Source organism: Pseudomonas sp. NY15437 (genome assembly GCF_048068435.1).
GTDB classification, from domain to species: Bacteria; Pseudomonadota; Gammaproteobacteria; order Pseudomonadales; family Pseudomonadaceae; genus Pseudomonas; species Pseudomonas nitroreducens_B.
In genome coordinates this window covers 197,908-215,991 of the sequence record NZ_JBLUQC010000010.1, presented here as the reverse complement: position 1 = coordinate 215,991, position 18,084 = coordinate 197,908, and the positions used below count along the sequence as shown (strand labels likewise).

The 18,084-nt window shown below is 65.1% G+C and carries 13 protein-coding genes; 2 read left to right on the top strand and 11 right to left on the bottom strand.

All coding sequences use genetic code 11. The features are described from left to right. Nucleotides 1-34: 34 nt before the first annotated feature. Nucleotides 35-1,123: an alpha/beta hydrolase family protein gene (locus ACNFIA_RS22155; protein WP_416788672.1), complete on the top strand. Its 1,089-nt coding sequence runs from the start codon at nt 35-37 to the stop codon at nt 1,121-1,123. Nucleotides 1,124-1,628: 505 nt separating this feature from the next. Here the strand turns inward: ACNFIA_RS22155 and ACNFIA_RS22150 are convergent. Then, nucleotides 1,629-2,045: a carboxymuconolactone decarboxylase family protein gene (locus ACNFIA_RS22150; RefSeq protein ID WP_259756239.1), complete on the bottom strand. Its 417-nt coding sequence runs from the start codon at nt 2,043-2,045 to the stop codon at nt 1,629-1,631. Between the two features lie 112 nt (nt 2,046-2,157). Here ACNFIA_RS22150 and ACNFIA_RS22145 point away from each other — a divergent pair, with 112 nt between their 5' ends. Further along, entirely contained in the window at nt 2,158-2,955 is a 798-nt protein-coding gene (locus ACNFIA_RS22145) for a cyclase family protein (RefSeq protein WP_259756241.1), read from the top strand. Nucleotides 2,956-3,086: 131 nt separating this feature from the next. Here the strand turns inward: ACNFIA_RS22145 and ACNFIA_RS22140 are convergent, their stop codons facing one another. The 10 genes from ACNFIA_RS22140 to ACNFIA_RS22095 all read right to left on the bottom strand — a co-directional run bounded on the left by ACNFIA_RS22140 (nt 3,087) and on the right by ACNFIA_RS22095 (nt 18,059). After that, a complete protein-coding gene (locus ACNFIA_RS22140) occupies nt 3,087-5,468 on the bottom strand; it encodes an efflux RND transporter permease subunit (protein ID WP_259756244.1) in 2,382 nt (793 codons plus the stop codon). A gap of 14 nt (nt 5,469-5,482) precedes the next feature. Further along, a complete protein-coding gene (locus ACNFIA_RS22135; protein WP_259756246.1) occupies nt 5,483-6,565 on the bottom strand; it encodes a WD40/YVTN/BNR-like repeat-containing protein in 1,083 nt (360 codons plus the stop codon). Nucleotides 6,566-7,220: 655 nt separating this feature from the next. Beyond that, on the bottom strand, nt 7,221-8,588 hold the full coding sequence (locus ACNFIA_RS22130) for a DUF1329 domain-containing protein (protein ID WP_259756248.1): 1,368 nt from the start codon (nt 8,586-8,588) through the stop codon (nt 7,221-7,223). A 56-nt stretch (nt 8,589-8,644) separates the two neighbouring features. Next, the gene (locus ACNFIA_RS22125) at nt 8,645-10,612 is read right to left on the bottom strand and encodes a DUF1302 domain-containing protein (RefSeq protein ID WP_416788668.1); all 1,968 of its coding nucleotides are present in this window, start codon (nt 10,610-10,612) and stop codon (nt 8,645-8,647) included. A 487-nt stretch (nt 10,613-11,099) separates the two neighbouring features. Next, a complete protein-coding gene (gene pepN / locus ACNFIA_RS22120) occupies nt 11,100-13,757 on the bottom strand; it encodes an aminopeptidase N (protein WP_416788665.1) in 2,658 nt (885 codons plus the stop codon). Nucleotides 13,758-14,062: 305 nt separating this feature from the next. Continuing rightward, entirely contained in the window at nt 14,063-14,890 is an 828-nt protein-coding gene (locus ACNFIA_RS22115) for a DUF2797 domain-containing protein (protein WP_416788663.1), read from the bottom strand. After that, a complete protein-coding gene (locus ACNFIA_RS22110; protein WP_259756253.1) occupies nt 14,890-15,150 on the bottom strand; it encodes a YeaC family protein in 261 nt (86 codons plus the stop codon). Before ACNFIA_RS22110 ends, ACNFIA_RS22115 begins: the two co-directional genes overlap by 1 nt. A 178-nt stretch (nt 15,151-15,328) precedes the next feature. Beyond that, nucleotides 15,329-16,195, bottom strand: a complete 867-nt coding sequence (locus ACNFIA_RS22105; protein WP_259756255.1) for a rhomboid family intramembrane serine protease — start codon at nt 16,193-16,195, stop codon at nt 15,329-15,331. Next, entirely contained in the window at nt 16,192-17,172 is a 981-nt protein-coding gene (locus ACNFIA_RS22100; RefSeq protein WP_259756256.1) for a metallophosphoesterase, read from the bottom strand. The genes ACNFIA_RS22105 and ACNFIA_RS22100 overlap by 4 nt, the downstream gene beginning before the upstream one ends. Continuing rightward, on the bottom strand, nt 17,172-18,059 hold the full coding sequence (locus tag ACNFIA_RS22095) for an NAD(+) kinase (RefSeq protein WP_017519352.1): 888 nt from the start codon (nt 18,057-18,059) through the stop codon (nt 17,172-17,174). The genes ACNFIA_RS22100 and ACNFIA_RS22095 overlap by 1 nt, the downstream gene beginning before the upstream one ends. Between the last annotated feature and the right edge of the window lie 25 nt (nt 18,060-18,084).

Below are 18,084 nucleotides of genomic sequence, written 5' to 3'. Positions count from 1 at the left end.
CTATGCTGGAGGCATCCCCGTCCGAGGTGCCTCCATGCGTTGCAACCGGCTGATTTCCACGCTGGCCGCCGGCCTGCTGTCGATCTGCACTCTCTCCCTGAACGCCGCCGAGATCCTGCCGCCGCCCCAGCCGCTGCAAGGCCCCGGCGGCTCGCACTATGCCCACGCCGACGTGCGCCAGTGGCACTTCGCGGCCGACGGCAACGAATACTGGGTATTCACCCCGGACCGCTCCGCCCCGTCCAGCGCGCCGGTGGTGGTCTTCACCCACGGCTGGAGCGTGATGCAGCCGGACCTGTACCGCGCCTGGATCGAGCACATCGTCCGCCGTGGCGCCGTCCTCATCTACCCACGCTACCAGGCCAGCCTGAAGACGCCGGCCGCGGAGTTCCTGCCCAACGCCGCCGACGCCGTGCGCCACGCCGTGGCCGATCTGCAGGCAGGCAAGCTGGGCGTGAAGCCGGAGCTGGAGCACGTGGCCTATCTCGGGCACTCCGCGGGCGGGCTGATCGCCAGCGGCCTGGCGGCGTCCTGGCAACGCCTGGGCGTGCCCACGCCGCGCGCGCTGATGGCCGTGGAGCCGGGCAGGAGCAGCGGCCAGCGCTGGCGACAGGTGCCGCTGGAGCCGCTGGCGGACATTCCCGCCGGCACCCTGTTGCTGGCGGTCTGTGGCGACGAGGACGAGCGCGTCGCCTGCGACGACGCCCGCCGCATCTACGGAGAAAGCACCCAGGTCGCGGCGCGCGACAAGGACCTGCTCCTGCTGCGCAGCGACCGCCACGGCAGCCCGCCGCTGCTGGCCAACCACGCCGCCCCCACCGCCCCGCGCTTCGACCCGCGCTACCCGCCCAGCGACTCCTCCAGCTGGCTGCTCAATCGTGTGCAGGAACGTGTGAAGCAACGGCTCAAGCAGGGACAGCCCTCGGCGCACAATGCCCTGGCCACCGACGCAATGGACTGGTTCGGGCCCTGGAAGCTGTTCGATGCATTGTGCGACACCGCCTTTTACGGCCAGGACCGCGACTACGCCCTGGGCGGCGGACCGGCCCAGCTGTCCATGGGGCGCTGGAGCGATGGGACGCCGGTGAAGGCGATTCAGCGGTTGTCCCAATCCGCCCCTTGATGGTCCGGGCGCCTGGTGGGGTCGGGAACAAGGGCTAGGCGCCCCCCTCGTTCCTACGAAAAGCACCTGCCCATCCCCATTACCCAGCTTGGGCTCTTGAGTCTTCCCGAGAAATGTCCGCACGCGCCGAATGCCCCGTTCAGGAGGCCGAGCGGAAGCGGAGTTTCAGGGGCTGAGCGACATGGATGCCGCGAGAGCGGCGATGGGCCAGGGATGGCCCTTCGACGCGTGCCCCTGAAACTTCGCTGGAGCGAGGGCATTTTTCGCCCCAAGCGAAAAACCGGATGTCGGGGCAAGACCTTTGCCTACTTTGGGGCGTTTGCCAAAGTAGGTCGCCCGAGGGGCGAAACAAGATGCCTGGGCGTACGCCGAAGCGACGCAGAAAACACCCCAGTCGACGCAGCAAAGCTGCAACACCGGAGCAAGAGAACGCGCCGGCCCTGCCGGCGGATCGCGGGCGTGGCCCGCTCCTACAGGGGAGTCGCTGGGGGCGGAACCGATCCCATCAGCCGGCAGAGTTCTCCATCACCGCGCCCTTGAACACATCGTCCAGCGGTACCTGATAGCCGATAGCAAGACGATTGGTCTCGTTGGCCATCGCCACCACCGCCATCAGCTCGCCAAGCATGGCGTCGTCCATGCCGGCCTTGCGCGCCGCTGCGCCGTGGGAGCCGATGCAGTAGTTGCAGTTGTTGGTGACGCTGACGGCAACATAGATCAGCTCCTTCACCAGCGGGTCCAGCTGCCCCGGCCCCATCACCTGCTTGAGGCTTTCCCAGGTGCGCTGGAGGGTCTGCGGATGGTTGGCCAGGGCCTTCCAGAAGTTGTTCACCCAGTCGATCTTGCGGGTCGCCATGATGTCGTCATAGACGGCCCGGACTTCGGGACTGGCGTCGGCGTATTCGATGAGCTGGAAGGACATGGTATCTCCTAACGAAAAGGAATAAGAAAAGCAGAATTCAGAATTGGTAGGCGGGCCGAGCGATGGAGAAAGATAAGGCGCTTTCTCCCATCCCCGTCAAGGAATCAGACCCATGCAACGCCTCCCCGCCCTGCTCTTCGCCGCCGCCCTGCTGCCTGCCGCGAGCCAGGCCGCCCAGCCCGGCCTGTGGGATACCTACGCCAGCCTCAAGCAACACAACTGGGTCGACCTGACCCACTCCTTCGACAGCGACACCCCGCACTGGAAAGGCTTCGAGCCCATGGGCCGCAAGACGCTCTACACCGTGGACAAGGACGGCTTCCAGGTGGAGCTGTACAGCCACGTCGGCCAGTGGGGCACCCATGTCGACCCGCCGGTGCACTTCCACAAGGGCCTGCGCAGCGTCGACCAGATCGACGTGAAGGAGCAGTTCCTGCCGCTGGTGGTGTTCGATATCCATGAGCAGGTGGCGAAAAACCCCGACTACGTGCTCACCCTGGCCGACGTGAAGGCCTGGGAAGCCAAGCATGGCGCGGTACCCGAAGGCGCCTTCGCGGCGCTGCGCACCGACTGGTCCAAGCGCTGGCCGGACCAGGCGAAGATGCAGAACCAGGACGCCAAGGGCGTGGCGCACTACCCGGGCTGGAGCAAGGAGGCGCTGGTGTACCTGTACGAGACGCGCAAGATCACCGCGTCCGGGCACGAGACCACCGACACCGATCCGGGCATCGCCACCACCAAGGACGATTATTCGCTGGAGTCCTACATCCTGGGCACCAACCACTACCAGATCGAGCTGCTCGCCAACCTCGACCAGGTGCCCGAAGCGGGCGCGCTGGCGGTGGTGAGCTTCCCGAAGATCGCCCAGGGCACGGGCTTCCCGGCGCGGGTGTTTGCCATCCTGCCGTGACAGCGTTTGTAGGAGCGAGCTTGCTCGCGAACCAGCCGCAGCAGCGAAGCTGTTCGCGAGCAAGCTCGCTCCTACGAAGAGCATAAAAAAACGCGGCCCGAAGGCCGCGTTTTTTATGGCTGGAGCGCCGATCAGTGCACCAGGATCGACGCCTTCTTCTGACGCACCTTCTCCGGGTTGATCAGGAAGCGCGCCAGCGCCGGCAGCAGCCAGAGCGCGCCGAACATGTTCCAGAGGAGCATGAAGGTCAGCATCAGGCCCATGTCGGCCTGGAACTTGATCGCCGAGAAGATCCAGGTGGCGACGCCGATGGCCAGGCACAGGCCGGTGAACAGCACAGCCTTGCCGGTGGACTTCAGGGTCTCGTAGTAGGCCTCCTGCAGGGACAGGCCCTGGCGCAGGAAGGACTCCAGGCGGGTATAGATGTAGATGCCGTAGTCCACGCCGATCCCCACGCCCAGTGCGATCACCGGCAGGGTCGCCACCTTCACGCCGATGCCCAGGGTGGCCATCAGCGCGTTGCCCAGCACCGAGGTGAGGATCAGCGGCAGCACGATGCACAGGGTCGCGGCGAAGGAGCGGAAGGTGATCAGGCACATCACCGCCACGCAGATGTACACCAGGATCAGGATGGTCAGTTCCGAGTGCTTGATCACGTCGTTGGTGGCGGCCTCGATACCGGCGTTACCGGCGGCGAGCTTGAACTTCAGGTCGTCCTTCTCGTTGGCCTTGGCGAAGTCCTGCACGACGGCCACGGCGCGGTCGAGGGTCTCGGCCTTGTGGTCGTTGAGGAACACCAGCAGGGGCGCCAGCGAGCAGTTGCTGTTGAACAGGCCTTCGGCGCGGCTGATGGAGTTGTTCAGCACGTCCTGGTTGCGCGACAGCGACTCCCACTTCAGGTTGCCTTCGTTCATGCCCTTGATCATCTGCTTGGAGACGGTGACCAGGGAGATGGCCGACTGCACGCCCTGGGTGTTCTCCAGGCGCCAGGCCAGCTCGTCGATGGCGGACAGGGTGCGGTGGGTGGAGCAGCCTTCGGCCTCGGACGCCACCATCACTACCAGTACATCGGAGCTGGTGGAGTAGTTGCGGATGATGAAGTCGTTGTCCAGGTTGTAGCGCGAGTCCGGACGCAGCTCCGGCGCGCCCTGGTCGAGGTCGCCGATCTTCAAGTGATGGCCCTGCCACATGCCGCCGGCGAACATCGCCAGGGCGATGACCACGGAGATGGGCGCCACCGACGGGCTGGCGAAGTTGGACAGCGCGCGCCAGAAGGGATGGTCGCGCACGGCGTCTTCCTTGCTGCGCTGCACCGCCTTCTTGCTGATGCCGATGTAGGAGATGGCGACCGGCAGCAGGATCAGGTTGGTGAACACGATCACCGCCACGCCGATGGAGGCGCCGATGGCCAGTTCGCGGATCACGCCGATGTCGATCACCAGCAGGGTGATGAAGCCGACGGCGTCCGCGAGGATCGCGATCATGCCCGGCAGGAACAGCTGGCGGAAGGTGCGGCGGGCGGCCAGCAGCGGGGTTTCCGCGTCACTGGACTGCAGGGCGATACCGTTGATCTTCTGCACGCCGTGGGAAATGCCGATGGCGAAGATCAGGAACGGCACCAGCATCGAGTACGGGTCCAGCCCGAAGCCGATCAGGTGCAGGATGCCCAGCTGCCAGATCACCGCCACCAGGGTGGTGGACAGCACGGCGATAGTGGAGCGCACGCACTTGGTGAACCACAGCAGCAGCACCAGGGTGATAACGAAGCAGATACCGAAGAAGCCGACCACCATCAGCAGGCCGTCGATCAGGTCACCGACCTTCTTGGCGAAGCCGGTGATGTGGATCTTCACGTTGGGGTTCTGCAGCTGGTACTTGTCGCGGATCTTCTCTTCCAGCTCATGGGAGAACTGGCGGTAGTCCAGCTTCATCAGCTTGCCCTGGTCCTTCGGGTCCGGGTAGACCTCCAGCAGCGGCACGTCGACGATGCTCGACTTGAAGTTGTTGGCCACCAGGCGGCCGATCTGGCCGGACTTGAGCACATTGTTGCGCAGCAGGTCCAGGGCCTTGGCGGAACCGTCGTAGGTCTGCGGGATCACTTCGCCACCGGCGAAGCCTTCCTCGGTCACCTCGGTCCAGCGCACGCTCGGGCTCCACAGCGACTTCATGCCGGAACGGTCGACGCCGGGGATGTAGAAGACCTCGTCATGGATCTGCCGCAGCGTCTCCATGTATTCCTTGGTGAAGATGTCGCCGTTCACCGCTTCCACCGAGATGCGCACGGTGTTGCCGAGGTTGGCCAGGTCGTTGCGGTGCTCCAGCATGTTCTGGATGAACGGGTGCTGCAGCGGGATCATCTTCTCGAAGCTGGTGGAGGGGCGCACCTGCGTGGCCGACCAGGCGAGGAAGAGGGTCACCAGCAGGCACGCGATGATCACGAACGGCCGGTGGGTGAAGATGATGCGTTCCAGGAAAGTCGCCTTGTCCTGTTGATGCTTGTTCAGAGCGTTCATTGCGGCTCCCCGGCTTATTGTTGTTCTGTCAGCTCGGCGCCGGTCGCCGAAGCCAGGTGGATACCGCCCTGGCCGACCAGCACCAGGTTGCCATTGCCGGCCGCGCTCACGCCCGCGAGGGACAGGCGATCCGGGCGGTTGACGACGCTGAAGCTGACGCCGTCGTCCTTGCTCTCCAGCACGCTGCCGCCATGGCCGACGACGACGATGGTGCCGTCATCGAGCAGGCTGCCTTCGGAGAGGCCGAATTCCAGCTCGCCGCCGTTGGCGGTCGGCAGGCTGACCTGCTGCCAGGTGTCGCCGAAATCGGTGGAGCGGAACAGGTGGCCACGCAGGCCGTAGGCCAGGACGGTGCCGGCGCGGGCGGTGCCGGTGGCGCCGAACAGCGAGCCTTCATAGGGGCCCTGGAGCTTTTCCCAGGTCGCACCCCAGTCCTTGGAGCGGAACATGCTGCCCGCCTCGCCCACTACCAGCAGGCCGGAATCCTTCACCGCGGTGATGGCGTTGAGGTGGTACTGGTCTTCGTTGTCCAGACGGTCGCTGGCGTCTTCCCAGTGCTGCCCGCCATCGGTGGTTTCCAGCAGCGCGCCATAGGCGCCCACGGCCATGCCGTGATTCTCGTCCTGGAACCAGATGTCCAGCAGCGGCGCTTCGCGCTTGAGGTCTTCGAACTGGCGCACCCAGGTGGTGCCGCCGTCGGTGGTGGCCAGGACCTGGGCGTCGTGGCCGACGGCCCAGCCCTTCTTGTCGTTGACGAAGAACACCGAGGTCAGCAACTGGCGGGTCGGCACGGTGGCCTGGGTCCAGCTCTTGCCTGCATCGTCGGAGTAGAGGATGTGCCCGTGATCACCCACCGCGACCAGACGCTTGCCGGCGTGGGCAATGCTCAGCAGCAGGCTGCTGGAAGCCTTGGCGGAAATGATCGCGTTGGAATCGCTGGCGGCCTCCGTTGCGGCAACGGCGTGCAGCGGAGCCAGGGACATCATCAGAAAGGAAAACGCGCCGAGCAGGGAAACCGTCTTGCGCGACATCGGGAAGGAGCGTCGCACTCCCGAAACGGGCTGCTCGCTCGAAGTGCGCCACAGGGGCTCACGCATATGCCTTTACCTCTTTTTCTTATGCAGGCGGTATGTAGTTTCGGGGTATATAGCCAGCCTTTTCCGGGGCTGACAATTAACGGCACGTTATCTTTTGTTAAGCCCCGGGCGCCTCACTCCAAAGGATGACTGCCATTGGCCACCTCCCCCGAAAGGTGCGCGGCTGAGGGGTTGCGGCGGGTGGAGCGGTAACACTTTTTGCTTCTATTCAAACGGGCTGCCTCCAGTCTTCAGCCTTCCCGGTAAAACTTCGCTCGGCCCCAAATGGCTTTGTGTAGGAGCGAGCTTGCTCGCGAACAACCCGACCGGCAGCTCCGGCGTTAGGCGGGTTCGCGAGCAAGCTCGCTCCTACAGGGTGCCGGCGACCAATAAAAAAGCCCCGCCGAAGCGGGGCTTTGCAAGCGGGAGCAACTCTCTTCTTCTGAACATCCGTGCCTGGATTTCCCTCTCCCCCGCCCTCTCCCTGAAGGGAGAGGGAGCAGTCCGAACCGGCTGACGCCACGGTTTGATCCTGCTACGAACGATCCCCTCTCCCTCTGAGCGGGGCGCGCAGCCAGGGTTAGGGTGAGGGCCAACCCGAGCGCAGATATATCTCGTAGGGCGGACCATGCCCGCGATCGCGCGCCTGCGCGCCCTACTGATTGGGTCGACCGGCTCAGCGGGTGCCGCGGCGACGCAGGGCCGACGGACTGAAATAGGAGTCGTCCGGGACGGCCTGGCCGAAGTCGATGGTGCTCGGCTCTTCGTTGTCCAGGTTCTGCACGTGGTAACGACGGGCCTGCAGGTCGTGGAAGGTATCCAGGGCGGTCCAGGTGGTGGGCAGTTCGTAGTAGTTCTTCAGGTAGGCCAGCGACACACGCCACAGCTCGCCACGACCGTCGTACTGGTCAACCTCGGCGGCGCCCCAGCTGTCCTCGTCGAGGAACAGCACGCGCTTGGAGTAGATGTGGCGCGCGCCCGGCTTCAGGGTGCCTTCGACGACCCACACGCGGTGCAGTTCGTAGCGGGTGTACTTGGGGTTCAGGTGGTTGGGGGTCAGCAGATCCTTGTACGTCACCTCAGGGCTGGACACCTTGTAGTTGTTGTACGGGATGTACATTTCCTTCTTGCCCACCAGCTTCCAGTCGTAGCGATCCGGCGAGCCGTTGAACATGTCGGTGTCGTCCGCGGTGCGCAGGCCGTCGGCGGCGGCGATCGGGGTGTCGTAGGCCAGGTTCGGCGCACGGCGCACGCGGCGCTGGCCGGCGTTGTAGCCCCAGGCCTGGCGCGGCTCCTTCACCTGGTCCAGGGTCTCGTGGACCAGCGCGGCGCCGCCCGCCAGGCGCGCCGGGCTCTTGGTGAACGACAGGTAGTAAAACAGCAGGTTGTTCAGGTCAGCGAAGCTCTTGCCCTGGATGTAGTACTTGAACAGCGCTTCCTGCTGCGAGGTCACCAGCGAATAGTCGCCGTTGCGCTGCACCGCCACTTCGGAGGCGCGACGCACGACGTAGGTGCCGCGGTAACGGGCGATGTGGTTCCACACCGCTTCCACGCCGTTCTGCGGGATCGGGAACGGGATGCCGCCGAAGGCATCGACGAAGCCGTTGCCACCCTCGGCCAGCTTGGCGCTGGTGGCGTTCTTCAAGGTGTTGTCGTACACCCACTGCGGCGCCGAACCACTGCGGCGGCTCGGGTACACCGGCATCTGGAAGGTATCCGGGTAGGTGGCGAACAGCGCCAGGGTACCCGGGGTCAGGTTGGCCTTGTACTGGTCCAGGTTCGCCTTGGTGATGGTGTACAGCGGCTTGTCGGCGGCGAACGGGTCGATGTGGTGCTGGCCCGGCTTGTAGCCGGCCGGGGCCTGGGTGATGCCACCGGTCCAGGCGGGAATGGTGCCGGCGGCGTTGCCGGCCTTTTCCGCGCCCAGCGGGGTCAGGCTCGACTGCAGCTTGGCCGCGTCCTGCGGGGAAACCGCCGCCAGCGCGCTGCCGGCGGACAGGGCCAGGGCCACCGCGGCGCCGACCAGGGTACGCATGTTGCGCATGGTGAATCTCCGTGAGGTTCACGCCGGGCGGCATCGCGCCCGGCGCGGGATGATCGTTAGAAGGAGTACTTGACGTTGAAGCCGACGTTGTCGCGGTCGCGAGCGGCGTTGTTCTGCCCGGCGCCGTAGAACTCGGTGTACTGCAGCTCGGCTTCCAGGGCGTTCAGGTAGGTGGCCTTGACGCCCAGGGTGTAGGCCTTGCGGCCTTCGATGAAGTTGCCGGTCTGGTAGGAGTTGCCTTCGAAGTCGTCCTTGTAGACGGCGTAGGGCGAGATGTTCACGCCAGCGAACACGTCGTTCCAGGTACCCGACAGCAGCAGGGTGTAGCCGTAGGCGTTCTTGTTCACCTGGTCGTCGCGGTCGTAGCCGGAGATGTAGGCGCCGTTGCTGCGGCCGGAGTAGTAGCGGGTGCTGCCGTCGTACGCGGTGTACTTCAGGTCGCTGCCGCGCAGGTGCTCGGAAGCCAGCTCCGCCACGCCCATCAGCGAGTCGAAGGAGAGCGATGGGCCGAAGTTGTAGATGGTGCCCAGGGAGGTGTTGAAGGCCTCGACGCGCTCGTAGTTGTGGATCTGGTCGCTCATCGAGACCTGACCGCCACCGATGTTCACCGTCTTGCCGCTGGCCAGCCCCGGCGCCTGGACCAGCAGGTCGCCGAGCAGGTCGTTGGTGGTGGCGATGCCGATCGGCAGGTTCGGGCGGTAGGCCAGCTCACCGAATACCGAGGCATCGCCCACGGTGGTGTTGAAGCTGAAGCCGTACATGCGGATGTTCTCGACGTACTCGCGGCGGGCATTGACCTGGTTGGCGACGTCCACGGAGGTGGCGCCGTTGACCAGGCTCAGCACCTGCCCGGCCAGGGCGTTGCCGCTGCCGGCGGCCGACACCAACTGGTCGTAGGAGCCAAAGCCGCCCACGCCCGCCAGTTGGTCGAGGTTCACGCCGGCATAATCGCTGTTCAGGTCAGCGTAGATGGTCGGCTCTTTGGAGTGGTAGTTGACGAAGTAGAAGCCGAATTCGGTGGAATTCAGCTCTTCAGCCACATAGTGGAAGGCCAAGCCGAACTGGCCGTCGTTCTTGGCGTTGATGTCCTTGCCGACGTTGGCGACCTTGAACACGCCGTTGGAGTCCAGGTAGCCGGTGCCCTGCAGTCCGCCCACGTGGGCCGCGGAAAGTTGCGGGTAGAGGCTCTGGAACAGCGGGTTGGACAGCGCGCTGACGGTCGTATAGGCGGTGTTGCCGCCATCGGCGAACAGGTCGGTCTCGGAGAAGAAGGTGCCGACCGGGTCGATGCGGGTTTCCTTCCAGTTCCACTGGTAGAAGGCGTCCATCGACAGGTTGTCGGTCAGGCCGATGTTGAAGCTCGCGGCTTCCACCGGCATCAGCACTTCCTTGAGCTCGGAACCCGGCAGGCGGAACTTGGCCGCGTCCACCGGGTTGGTGGTGTTCACGCCGCCACGGTAGAAGATGCCCTCGCCCCAGTTGAACACCTGGCGCCCCAGGCGCGCGGTCAGCGGGTGGTCGGCCACGTCCCAGTTGCCATAGACGTAGGCGTCGAGGATCTCGGCGCGGTTGCCCGCGGCGTCGCGGGTCTCGCTGGTGAAGCGGTCGCTGTTGGGGTAGGTCTGGCTCGGCTGGGCCGGCTGGTTGTGGTCGTAGTAGTCGTTGCGCTTGTCCATGATCTGGGTGTCATAGAACGCCGAGCCACGCACGAACAGGCCGTAGTTCTTGTAGGTCGCTTCCAGGTCGGAAGTGATCTTGTACACCTCGGAAACCAGGCCAGTGCTGAAGTTGCGGTTGCCGTCGTTGCTGTTGATGTCGTTGTTGGTCTTGTCCTGGCCCTGGACGCGCCACAGGGCGCCGTAGGAAATGGTGCTGTCCAGCGAGCCGGAAACTTCGTTGTCGAGGAAGCTGAACTCGACGGCGGCCGCCGGGGCGGACATCAGCAGCGGCAGGATGCCTGCCAGGGCAAAGCCCGCACGAGCAGGCGCATAACGCAAGACGGGCTTGCGAACTGGGATTTCCATTAGGACTCACTCCATGGACTGATCATTCTTTGGCGGCGCCGCCACTGCGGGCGGTTCACCGTGTCAGCCGTTATTCCACGGCCTTGTTGTCGTCGATCTGAAGGAAACTCCCCCAAAGGTGCTCGACACGCCTCCCGCCCCATCGGACGGGCAAAGGCAAAGCGGGTCCGGCGGTGCAACCCCAGTGCCAAGAGCAGGGCTGTATCCGAATCTGCTTACAAAAAATAAAGAAATGGTGCGCTACTTTTTGTGACTGGTCGTTCACTGACCAAATCAAGTGACCGATTGCGCCATTTGCCCACCCGGTTGGCGCAATCCGCCCCTGAAGGCCCGGCGTAGACACATCGGGCATTTCTGCTCAATAGCGCAAAGCGATAAGCGAGACGTCGATCAATTTCGATAGGTAACAAAAAGGTGTTACCAGTCAGCGCTGGTAACACCTTTTCGATAGTGGCAGTCGCCCCGGGGACGAGGCGCGGCGGGTGCGTTAGGCGAGGCTCTTGCTGACCACTTCGTATACATCGCTGGACAGCTCGCCGGACGCCAGGATGCGTTCCAGCTCGGCCTTCATCAGCGCCTGGCGCGCCGGCGCGTACTTGCGCCAGCGGGTCAGCGGCGTCAGCAGGCGCGAAGCGATCTGCGGGTTGAGCGCGTTGAGGGTGATGATCTGGTCGGCCAGGAAGCGGTAGCCGGCGCCATCGGCGCGGTGGAAGTTCACTGCGTTCTGGTTGGCGAAGGCGCCGATCAGCGCGCGGATCTTGTTCGGGTTCTTCAGCGTGAAGGCCGGGTGGCTCATCAGCGCCTGCACCCGCTCCAGCCCGCCCGGCAGGGTGCAGCCGGCCTGGACGCTAAACCACTGGTCCATCACCAGCGGGTCGTCCTTGAAGTAGTCGGCGAACATCGCCAGCGCCTCGGCCTTCTCCTTCTCGAACGAGGAATTGACCAGCACGGCCAGCGCGGTCAGGCGCTCGGTCATGTTGTCGCAATCCTTGTACTGCTCCTGGCAGGCCGCGAGCACCTCGGCCTTGCCGCTCTGCATCAGGTAGGACAGCGCGATGTTCTGCAGGCTGCGGCGCGCAATGTGAGTGGCTTCGGCAACGTAGGCGGTTTCGCGGGATTGCTTGCGGTTGGCCTGGTAACGCGCCCACAGCTGCTCGTGCAGCGCCGCGCCGATCTGCTGGCGGGCGAATTCGCGGGCGGCGTGGATGGCCTCGACATCCGCCACGTCGCTGATCTCGGTGAGGTACGCCTCGCTGGGCAGCGAGAGCATCTCGGCGACCATGGCCTGGTCCAGCCCGGTGTCCAGCAGCAGGGTGCGGAAGGCGGTGATCAGGCGCTCGTCGAGCACCAGCTTCTCGCCGCGCTGGTGCTGGCCGATCAGCTCCTGGAGGACCTGCACGGACAGCTGCTGGCCGGCTTCCCAGCGGTTGAAGCCATCCTCGTCGTGCTGCATGAGGAACATCAGCTGGTCGCGGTCATACGGGAAGCTCAGCTTCACCGGCGCGGAGAAACCGCGCAGCAGCGAGGGCAGCGGCTTCTCGGCCAGGCCGACGAAGGTGAACGACTGCTCCGCCTCGGTGACCTGCAGCACGCGGTCGCTGCCGTGTGCGTGCTCTTCGCCCTGCAGGCGCAGCGGCAGGGCGTTGCCCAGCTTGTCGATCAGGCCCATCTGCACCGGGATGACGAAGGGCAGCTTCTCGCTCTGCCCCGGGGTGGCCGGGCAGCTCTGGCGGAAGGTCAGGGTGTAGCTCTGCGCGGCGGCGTCGAAGCGCTCCTCCACCGCCAGGCGCGGGGTGCCGGATTGGCTGTACCAGCGCTTGAACTGAGTGAGGTCGACGCCGTTGGCGTCTTCCATGGCCTTGACGAAATCGTCGCAGGTCACGGCCTGGCCGTCGTGGCGCTCGAAGTACAGGTCGGTGCCCTTGCGGAAACCGTCGGCGCCCAGCAGGGTGTGGATCATGCGGACCACTTCCGAACCCTTCTCGTAGACGGTCAGGGTGTAGAAGTTGGAAATCTCGATGAAGGAATCCGGGCGCACCGGGTGCGCCATGGGGCCGGCGTCCTCGGCGAACTGGTTGGTGCGCAGGAAGGCCACGTCCTCGACGCGCTTGACGGTGCGCGAGTTCATGTCGGCGGAAAACTCGCTGTCGCGGAACACGGTGAAGCCTTCCTTGAGCGACAGCTGGAACCAGTCGCGACAGGTCACGCGGTTGCCCGACCAGTTGTGGAAGTACTCGTGGGCCACCACGCCTTCGACCCGCTGGTGCGCGGCGTCGGTCGCGGTCTCTGCCTTGGCCAGCACGCAGCTGGAATTGAAGATGTTGAGGCCCTTGTTTTCCATGGCGCCCATGTTGAAGTCGTTTACCGCGACGATCATGAAGATGTCCAGGTCGTACTCGCGGCCGTAGACCTTCTCGTCCCAGCGCATGGAGTTCTTCAGGCTGTCCATGGCGTGCTGGACCTTGTCGATGTTTTCCGGCTCGACATAGATGCGCAGGGTGACGTCGCGCTCGCTCATGGTGGTGAACTGGTCTTCCACGCACCAGAGATCACCGGCGACCAGGGCGAACAGGTAGGCCGGCTTCTTGAACGGGTCCTGCCAGGTCGCCCAGTGGCGCCCGCCCTCTTCCGAACCGCTGGCCACCGGGTTGCCGTTGGACAGCAGCACCGGGTACTTGTGCTGCTCGGCCGAAAGCGTGGTGGTGAAGCTGCTCATCACGTCCGGACGGTCGAGGTAATAGGTGATCTTGCGGAAGCCTTCGGCCTCGCACTGGGTGCAGAACATCTTGCCGGACTTGTACAGGCCTTCCAGCGCGGTGTTGCTTTCCGGGTGGATGCGCACCGTGCTGTCGACGGTGAAGGTGTTCGCGGTCGGCTGCAGGGTCAGGTGGTTCTCATCGAGCTGGTACTGGCCGGCTTCGAGGGCCTGGTCATCCAGGGCCACCGACAGCAGCTCCAGCTGCTGGCCGTCGAGCACCAGCGGCGGCAGGCCGTCGCCGCGCTCGGGGTTGCGGCGCATCACCAGCTGGGCGTGGACCAGGGTGTGGTCCTCGTACAGCTCGAAGGTCAGGTTGGTCTCGTCGATCAGGTACTCGGGCGCCTGATAATCCTTGAGGTAGATGACTTTCGGTTGCTCGGTACGCATGGCTTTTGGCCCCTTGGAAGGCGGCAGGCAGGATGGGCCGGCCGGAGGAATACTGACTCTAGCGATTGGGAACGGCGCGGGCGAGTCGCAGGACGCATCTATCCGTGGATGCGTCCTTCTCTAGATGCGAGCCCTGGGCCGGAAATTCAATGCCGCGTCGATAGAACCTGCTTACGATCTTGCGAGCTAGAAAGCCGTAGTAGGCGAAAAGTGCCCGAAGAGCGGAGTTTACGTGCTGTAAATGAGCATCTGAGGGCGCTTTTCAACGTCCTACGGCCGACGCGCAGCAGATCGTAAACAGGTTCTCAGGCGCTGATGGCAAGCTGGTACGCAGTAAACTTGCGCACGTTGATCACACCGGTATCGAAGATCAGGTACTGGCCCTTGATACCCTGCAAGGTACCCTCGACCACCGGCGTCTTGTCCAGATCGAAGCTGGTGATCTTGGCCAGGTAGGCCTCCACCGGATAGCTGATCTCGATGGGGTCCATGTCGATCACCGGCTGGATCGCCTGCAGGCCGAAGCGCTGCTGCAGGGCGACGATGCCCTCGGCGCAGGCGTCGAAGATCTGCTCGCGCAGCGCCACCAGGTCCAGGGGCTCGGCCTCGCCCTTGAGCAGCGCGCGCCAGTTGGTGCGGTCGGCAACCTGGCTGCGCAGCAAGTCCTCGACGAAGCCGGACTGCTGGCGGGTCGCCACGCGTATGATCGGCAGCGCCTGGCGCGCGCCCTGGTCGATCCAGCGGGTCGGCACCTGGGTGGCGCGGGTAATCCCCACCTTCGCCCCCGAGGAGTTGGCCAGGTACACCACGTGATCGGTCATGCAGAAGCGCTCGCCCCACTCCGGCTCGCGGCAGGAGCCTTCCTCGAAGTGGCACTTCTCCGGGCTCATGATGCAGCTGTCGCATTGCGCCAGCTTGGTGAAGCACGGGTAGCAGTAGCCCTGGGCGAAGCTCTTTTTCGTCTGCCGCCCGCAGTGGCTGCAGAAGATCGAGCCCAGGTATTCCAGGCGCACCGTCTTGCCGATCAGCGGGTTGACCGGCACCTGCGTATCACCCAGGCGGAAGGCGTATTGCACGGGGCTTTCAAGGCGCGCCGACATCTTGTCCAGGGCGCCGCGTCCAAGTTCCTGCATCAGTGCAGCGAATTGGAGGAGAAGAGGATGTTCGGGATCGGCTCGGCGTGGGACTGGCACTCCTGCGGGCCCATGTAGCCGGTGCGCTGGTCCTCGGGGAGGTTGTCGATCTCCCAGGCGATCATGGCCTGCAGCGACAGTTCCTTCTGCTCCTGGGACAGCTTGCGGCCGTCGGGCCACTTGCCGATTTCCACGGCCAGCTTGAGGCTCTCGTAGATTTCGGGGGTGATGTTCTGGATCATTTCGGCGAAGGACGACATGGGCCGGCTCCTGCTGGGGAAAACGAAGCCCGCATTCTACCGGGCGAACGCCCGGCGCGCACGAACGGCGGTCAATCGGTTGCACAGCCGCCTCCCTGTAGGAGCGAGCTTGCTCGCGAACAAGCTCGCCGTACGCTGCGGCGCTGGGCGGTTCGCGAGCAAGCTCGCTCCTACGGGTTCAGGCCACGCGACGCCGCGCCAGCCACCCGCCGACCAGGCCGCTCAGGCAACCCGCCACCAGCCCGCCGACATGGGCGCCGTTGGCGATGGAGCCGAAGCCGAGCAGGTCGATCACGCCCGACAGGCACACCAGCAGCCAGATCAGCATCATCCCCACCACGCCCTTGGGCAGGTGGTAGGCCGGGGTCGGCGCCATGCGCTGGAAGATCCAGCAGTGGCCCAGCAAGCCGTAGAGCACGCCGGACAGGCCGCCGAACAGGCTCGGCCCGCTCCAGCTGTACTGCACCAGGTTCGACACCAGGCCGAAGCCCAGGCTCAGCCCCAGCAGCATCCAGGCGCCCTGGCGGTACTCGATGCGCCGGCCCAGTTCCCAGTACCACATGGCGTTCATCGCCAGGTGCAGCCAGCCGAAGTGGATCAGCATCGGCGTGAACAACCGCCACCACTGCCCCTGCGCCAGCGAATCGGACAACGGCTGGAACAGCGCGCGGTCCTCACCGACCAGCTGGAAATTCTGGAAGGTGAACCAGCGCAGCGTCTCCGGCGACGTACCAAGCAGGGTGATGGCGGCCACCACGAAGGTCACCAGCAGCACCGCCGCGGTCATGCGGCTCATCTTCAACTGCTGGACGAAGCCCGGCCCCCGGCGCTGCGGCTCGGCCTGCAGGGTGAACTGCGGATCGCCCTGCGGATAACGCTCGTAGAGCGTACGGACCTGCTCCGCCAATTGCGCGCTGGGCACCCAGAGCACCTGCTCGCCCGATTCCTCGCTGACCCGGAAAGGCACGTTCAGCCGCTGCAACAGGGTGACGAACTGCCCCAGGTCCACCGCCGCCGGCAGCCGCATCGCTTCGATCGCGCTCACTCGTCGCCCTCCGGACGCTTCACATCCACCCACACGAACTTGTTGCGGTCCAACCGCGTTTCATCGTCCAGCCGATAGGCCACGAGCTTGCCGTACATCACCGCGCTGTAGTCCAGGCAGGCGAGGTTCGGGCGGATCGGCGCCGGGGTGCCGCGGCGCCAGTAATGGCCGACAAACAGCAGCGGCTCGTCGGCGCCGTAGGTCAGCAGCCGCGACTTCTGCTCGTCGCTCAGGCGTTCGCTGGCCACTTCGTCGGGCAACGCGTCGGGCTGGAACACGATATCGCCGTAGGTCTCCGGCGCGCGGTCCTCTTCCCAGAACTTGGTGCGGAAGAAGGCGCGGGTAAAGCCGTCGCTGCCGGTCAGGGTCAGCCCGTTGGGCAGACGCATGTCGGTGCCGCGTAACAGGCGGTCGCAGGCTTGCTGGGCAAAGCTGCCCGGCTCGGCGGTGGCCTTGAGGAAGCCTTCGTCGATGCGACCGTCGGGGAACTGCCGACGCAGCGCATCGATCACGTCGTGGTCCCAGCAGGCGTGGACCATGCGGAAGTGCCCGGCATCGATGAACAGCGGCAACTCCTGGAACCAGCCAAGGAAGTCGCGCCAGTCCGCCGGGTGGCCTTCGAACTGATCCAGCGTCTCCTTGATCAGCCGGGCGTGGCGCGGCGTGTGCTCGCGCACGTACTGGCGGCCGCTGCCCGGCGCGGCAGGCGTCGACCAGCCGAGGGCGTTGAACTCATGGTTGCCCATGATGCACAGCGCCTCACCGGCGGCGACCATGTCGTGCACGCGGTGCAACGCCTCGCGGATGCGCGGGCCACGGTCGATGATGTCGCCCAGGAACAGCGCCTGGCGCCGCGGATGCCGCCACACCCCGCCCTGGGAGCGATAGCCCAGGCGTTCCAGCAGGTGGTCGAGGGTGTGCGCGCAGCCGTGGATGTCGCCGATCAGGTCATAGCCGCGTGCGGGGTCGAGTTCCATCACTCGCTGCTCCCGAGGCGGCTGCCCCAGCCCAGCTTGGTCCGGCAGACCTCATAGTAGTTGTGGTCGATGGGGTGGATCAGGCGCAGCTTCTGCGGCTTCTTGCTCACCGTGACGGTATCGCCCGGCGCGCAGGTGAAGTGGTTCTGGCCGTCGCAGGACACCTGCGGGTAGATCTGCATGTTCGGCGAGACGACGATCTTCAGCTCGCTGTTGCCGTCGACCACGATGGGCCGGCTCGACAGCATGTGCGGGTACATCGGCACCACCACGATGGCGTCCAGCTTGGGATGCATGATCGGTCCGCCGGCGGACAGCGCGTAGGCGGTGGAGCCGGTCGGGGTGGCGACGATAAGGCCGTCGGCCTTCTGGCTGCAGACGAACTGGCCATCGATGTACAGCTCGAACTCGATCATCCGCGTGGACTTGCCGGGGTGCAGCACCACATCGTTCAGCGCGTCACCCTGGCCGATGGATTCGCCGTGGCGGCGTACCAGCGCATCGAGCAGGAAGCGGCTCTCGACGATGTACTGGCCACCGAGCACTTCGGCGACTTTCGTCTCCAGCTCGTCGGGGCGGATGTCGGTCAGGAAGCCCAGGCTGCCGCGGTTGATCCCCAGCACCGGCACCTTGTGCCGCGCCAGCGCGCGGGCCGCGCCGAGCATGCTGCCGTCGCCGCCGACCACGATCACCAGGTCGCAGATCTCGCCCATGATCTTTCGCGAACAGGTCTGCAGGCCATGGCCCGGCAGGACCTCGGCGATGGTGTCCTCGAGGATGACGTGCAGGTGGCGCTCGGTGAGGAATTTCTTCAGCCGACGGATGGTTTCCAGGACCTGGGTACTGCCCAGGCGGCCGATGATGCCGATATTGCGAAAGGGTTCCATGGGACTCCGGACGGCGTTGCGGGTG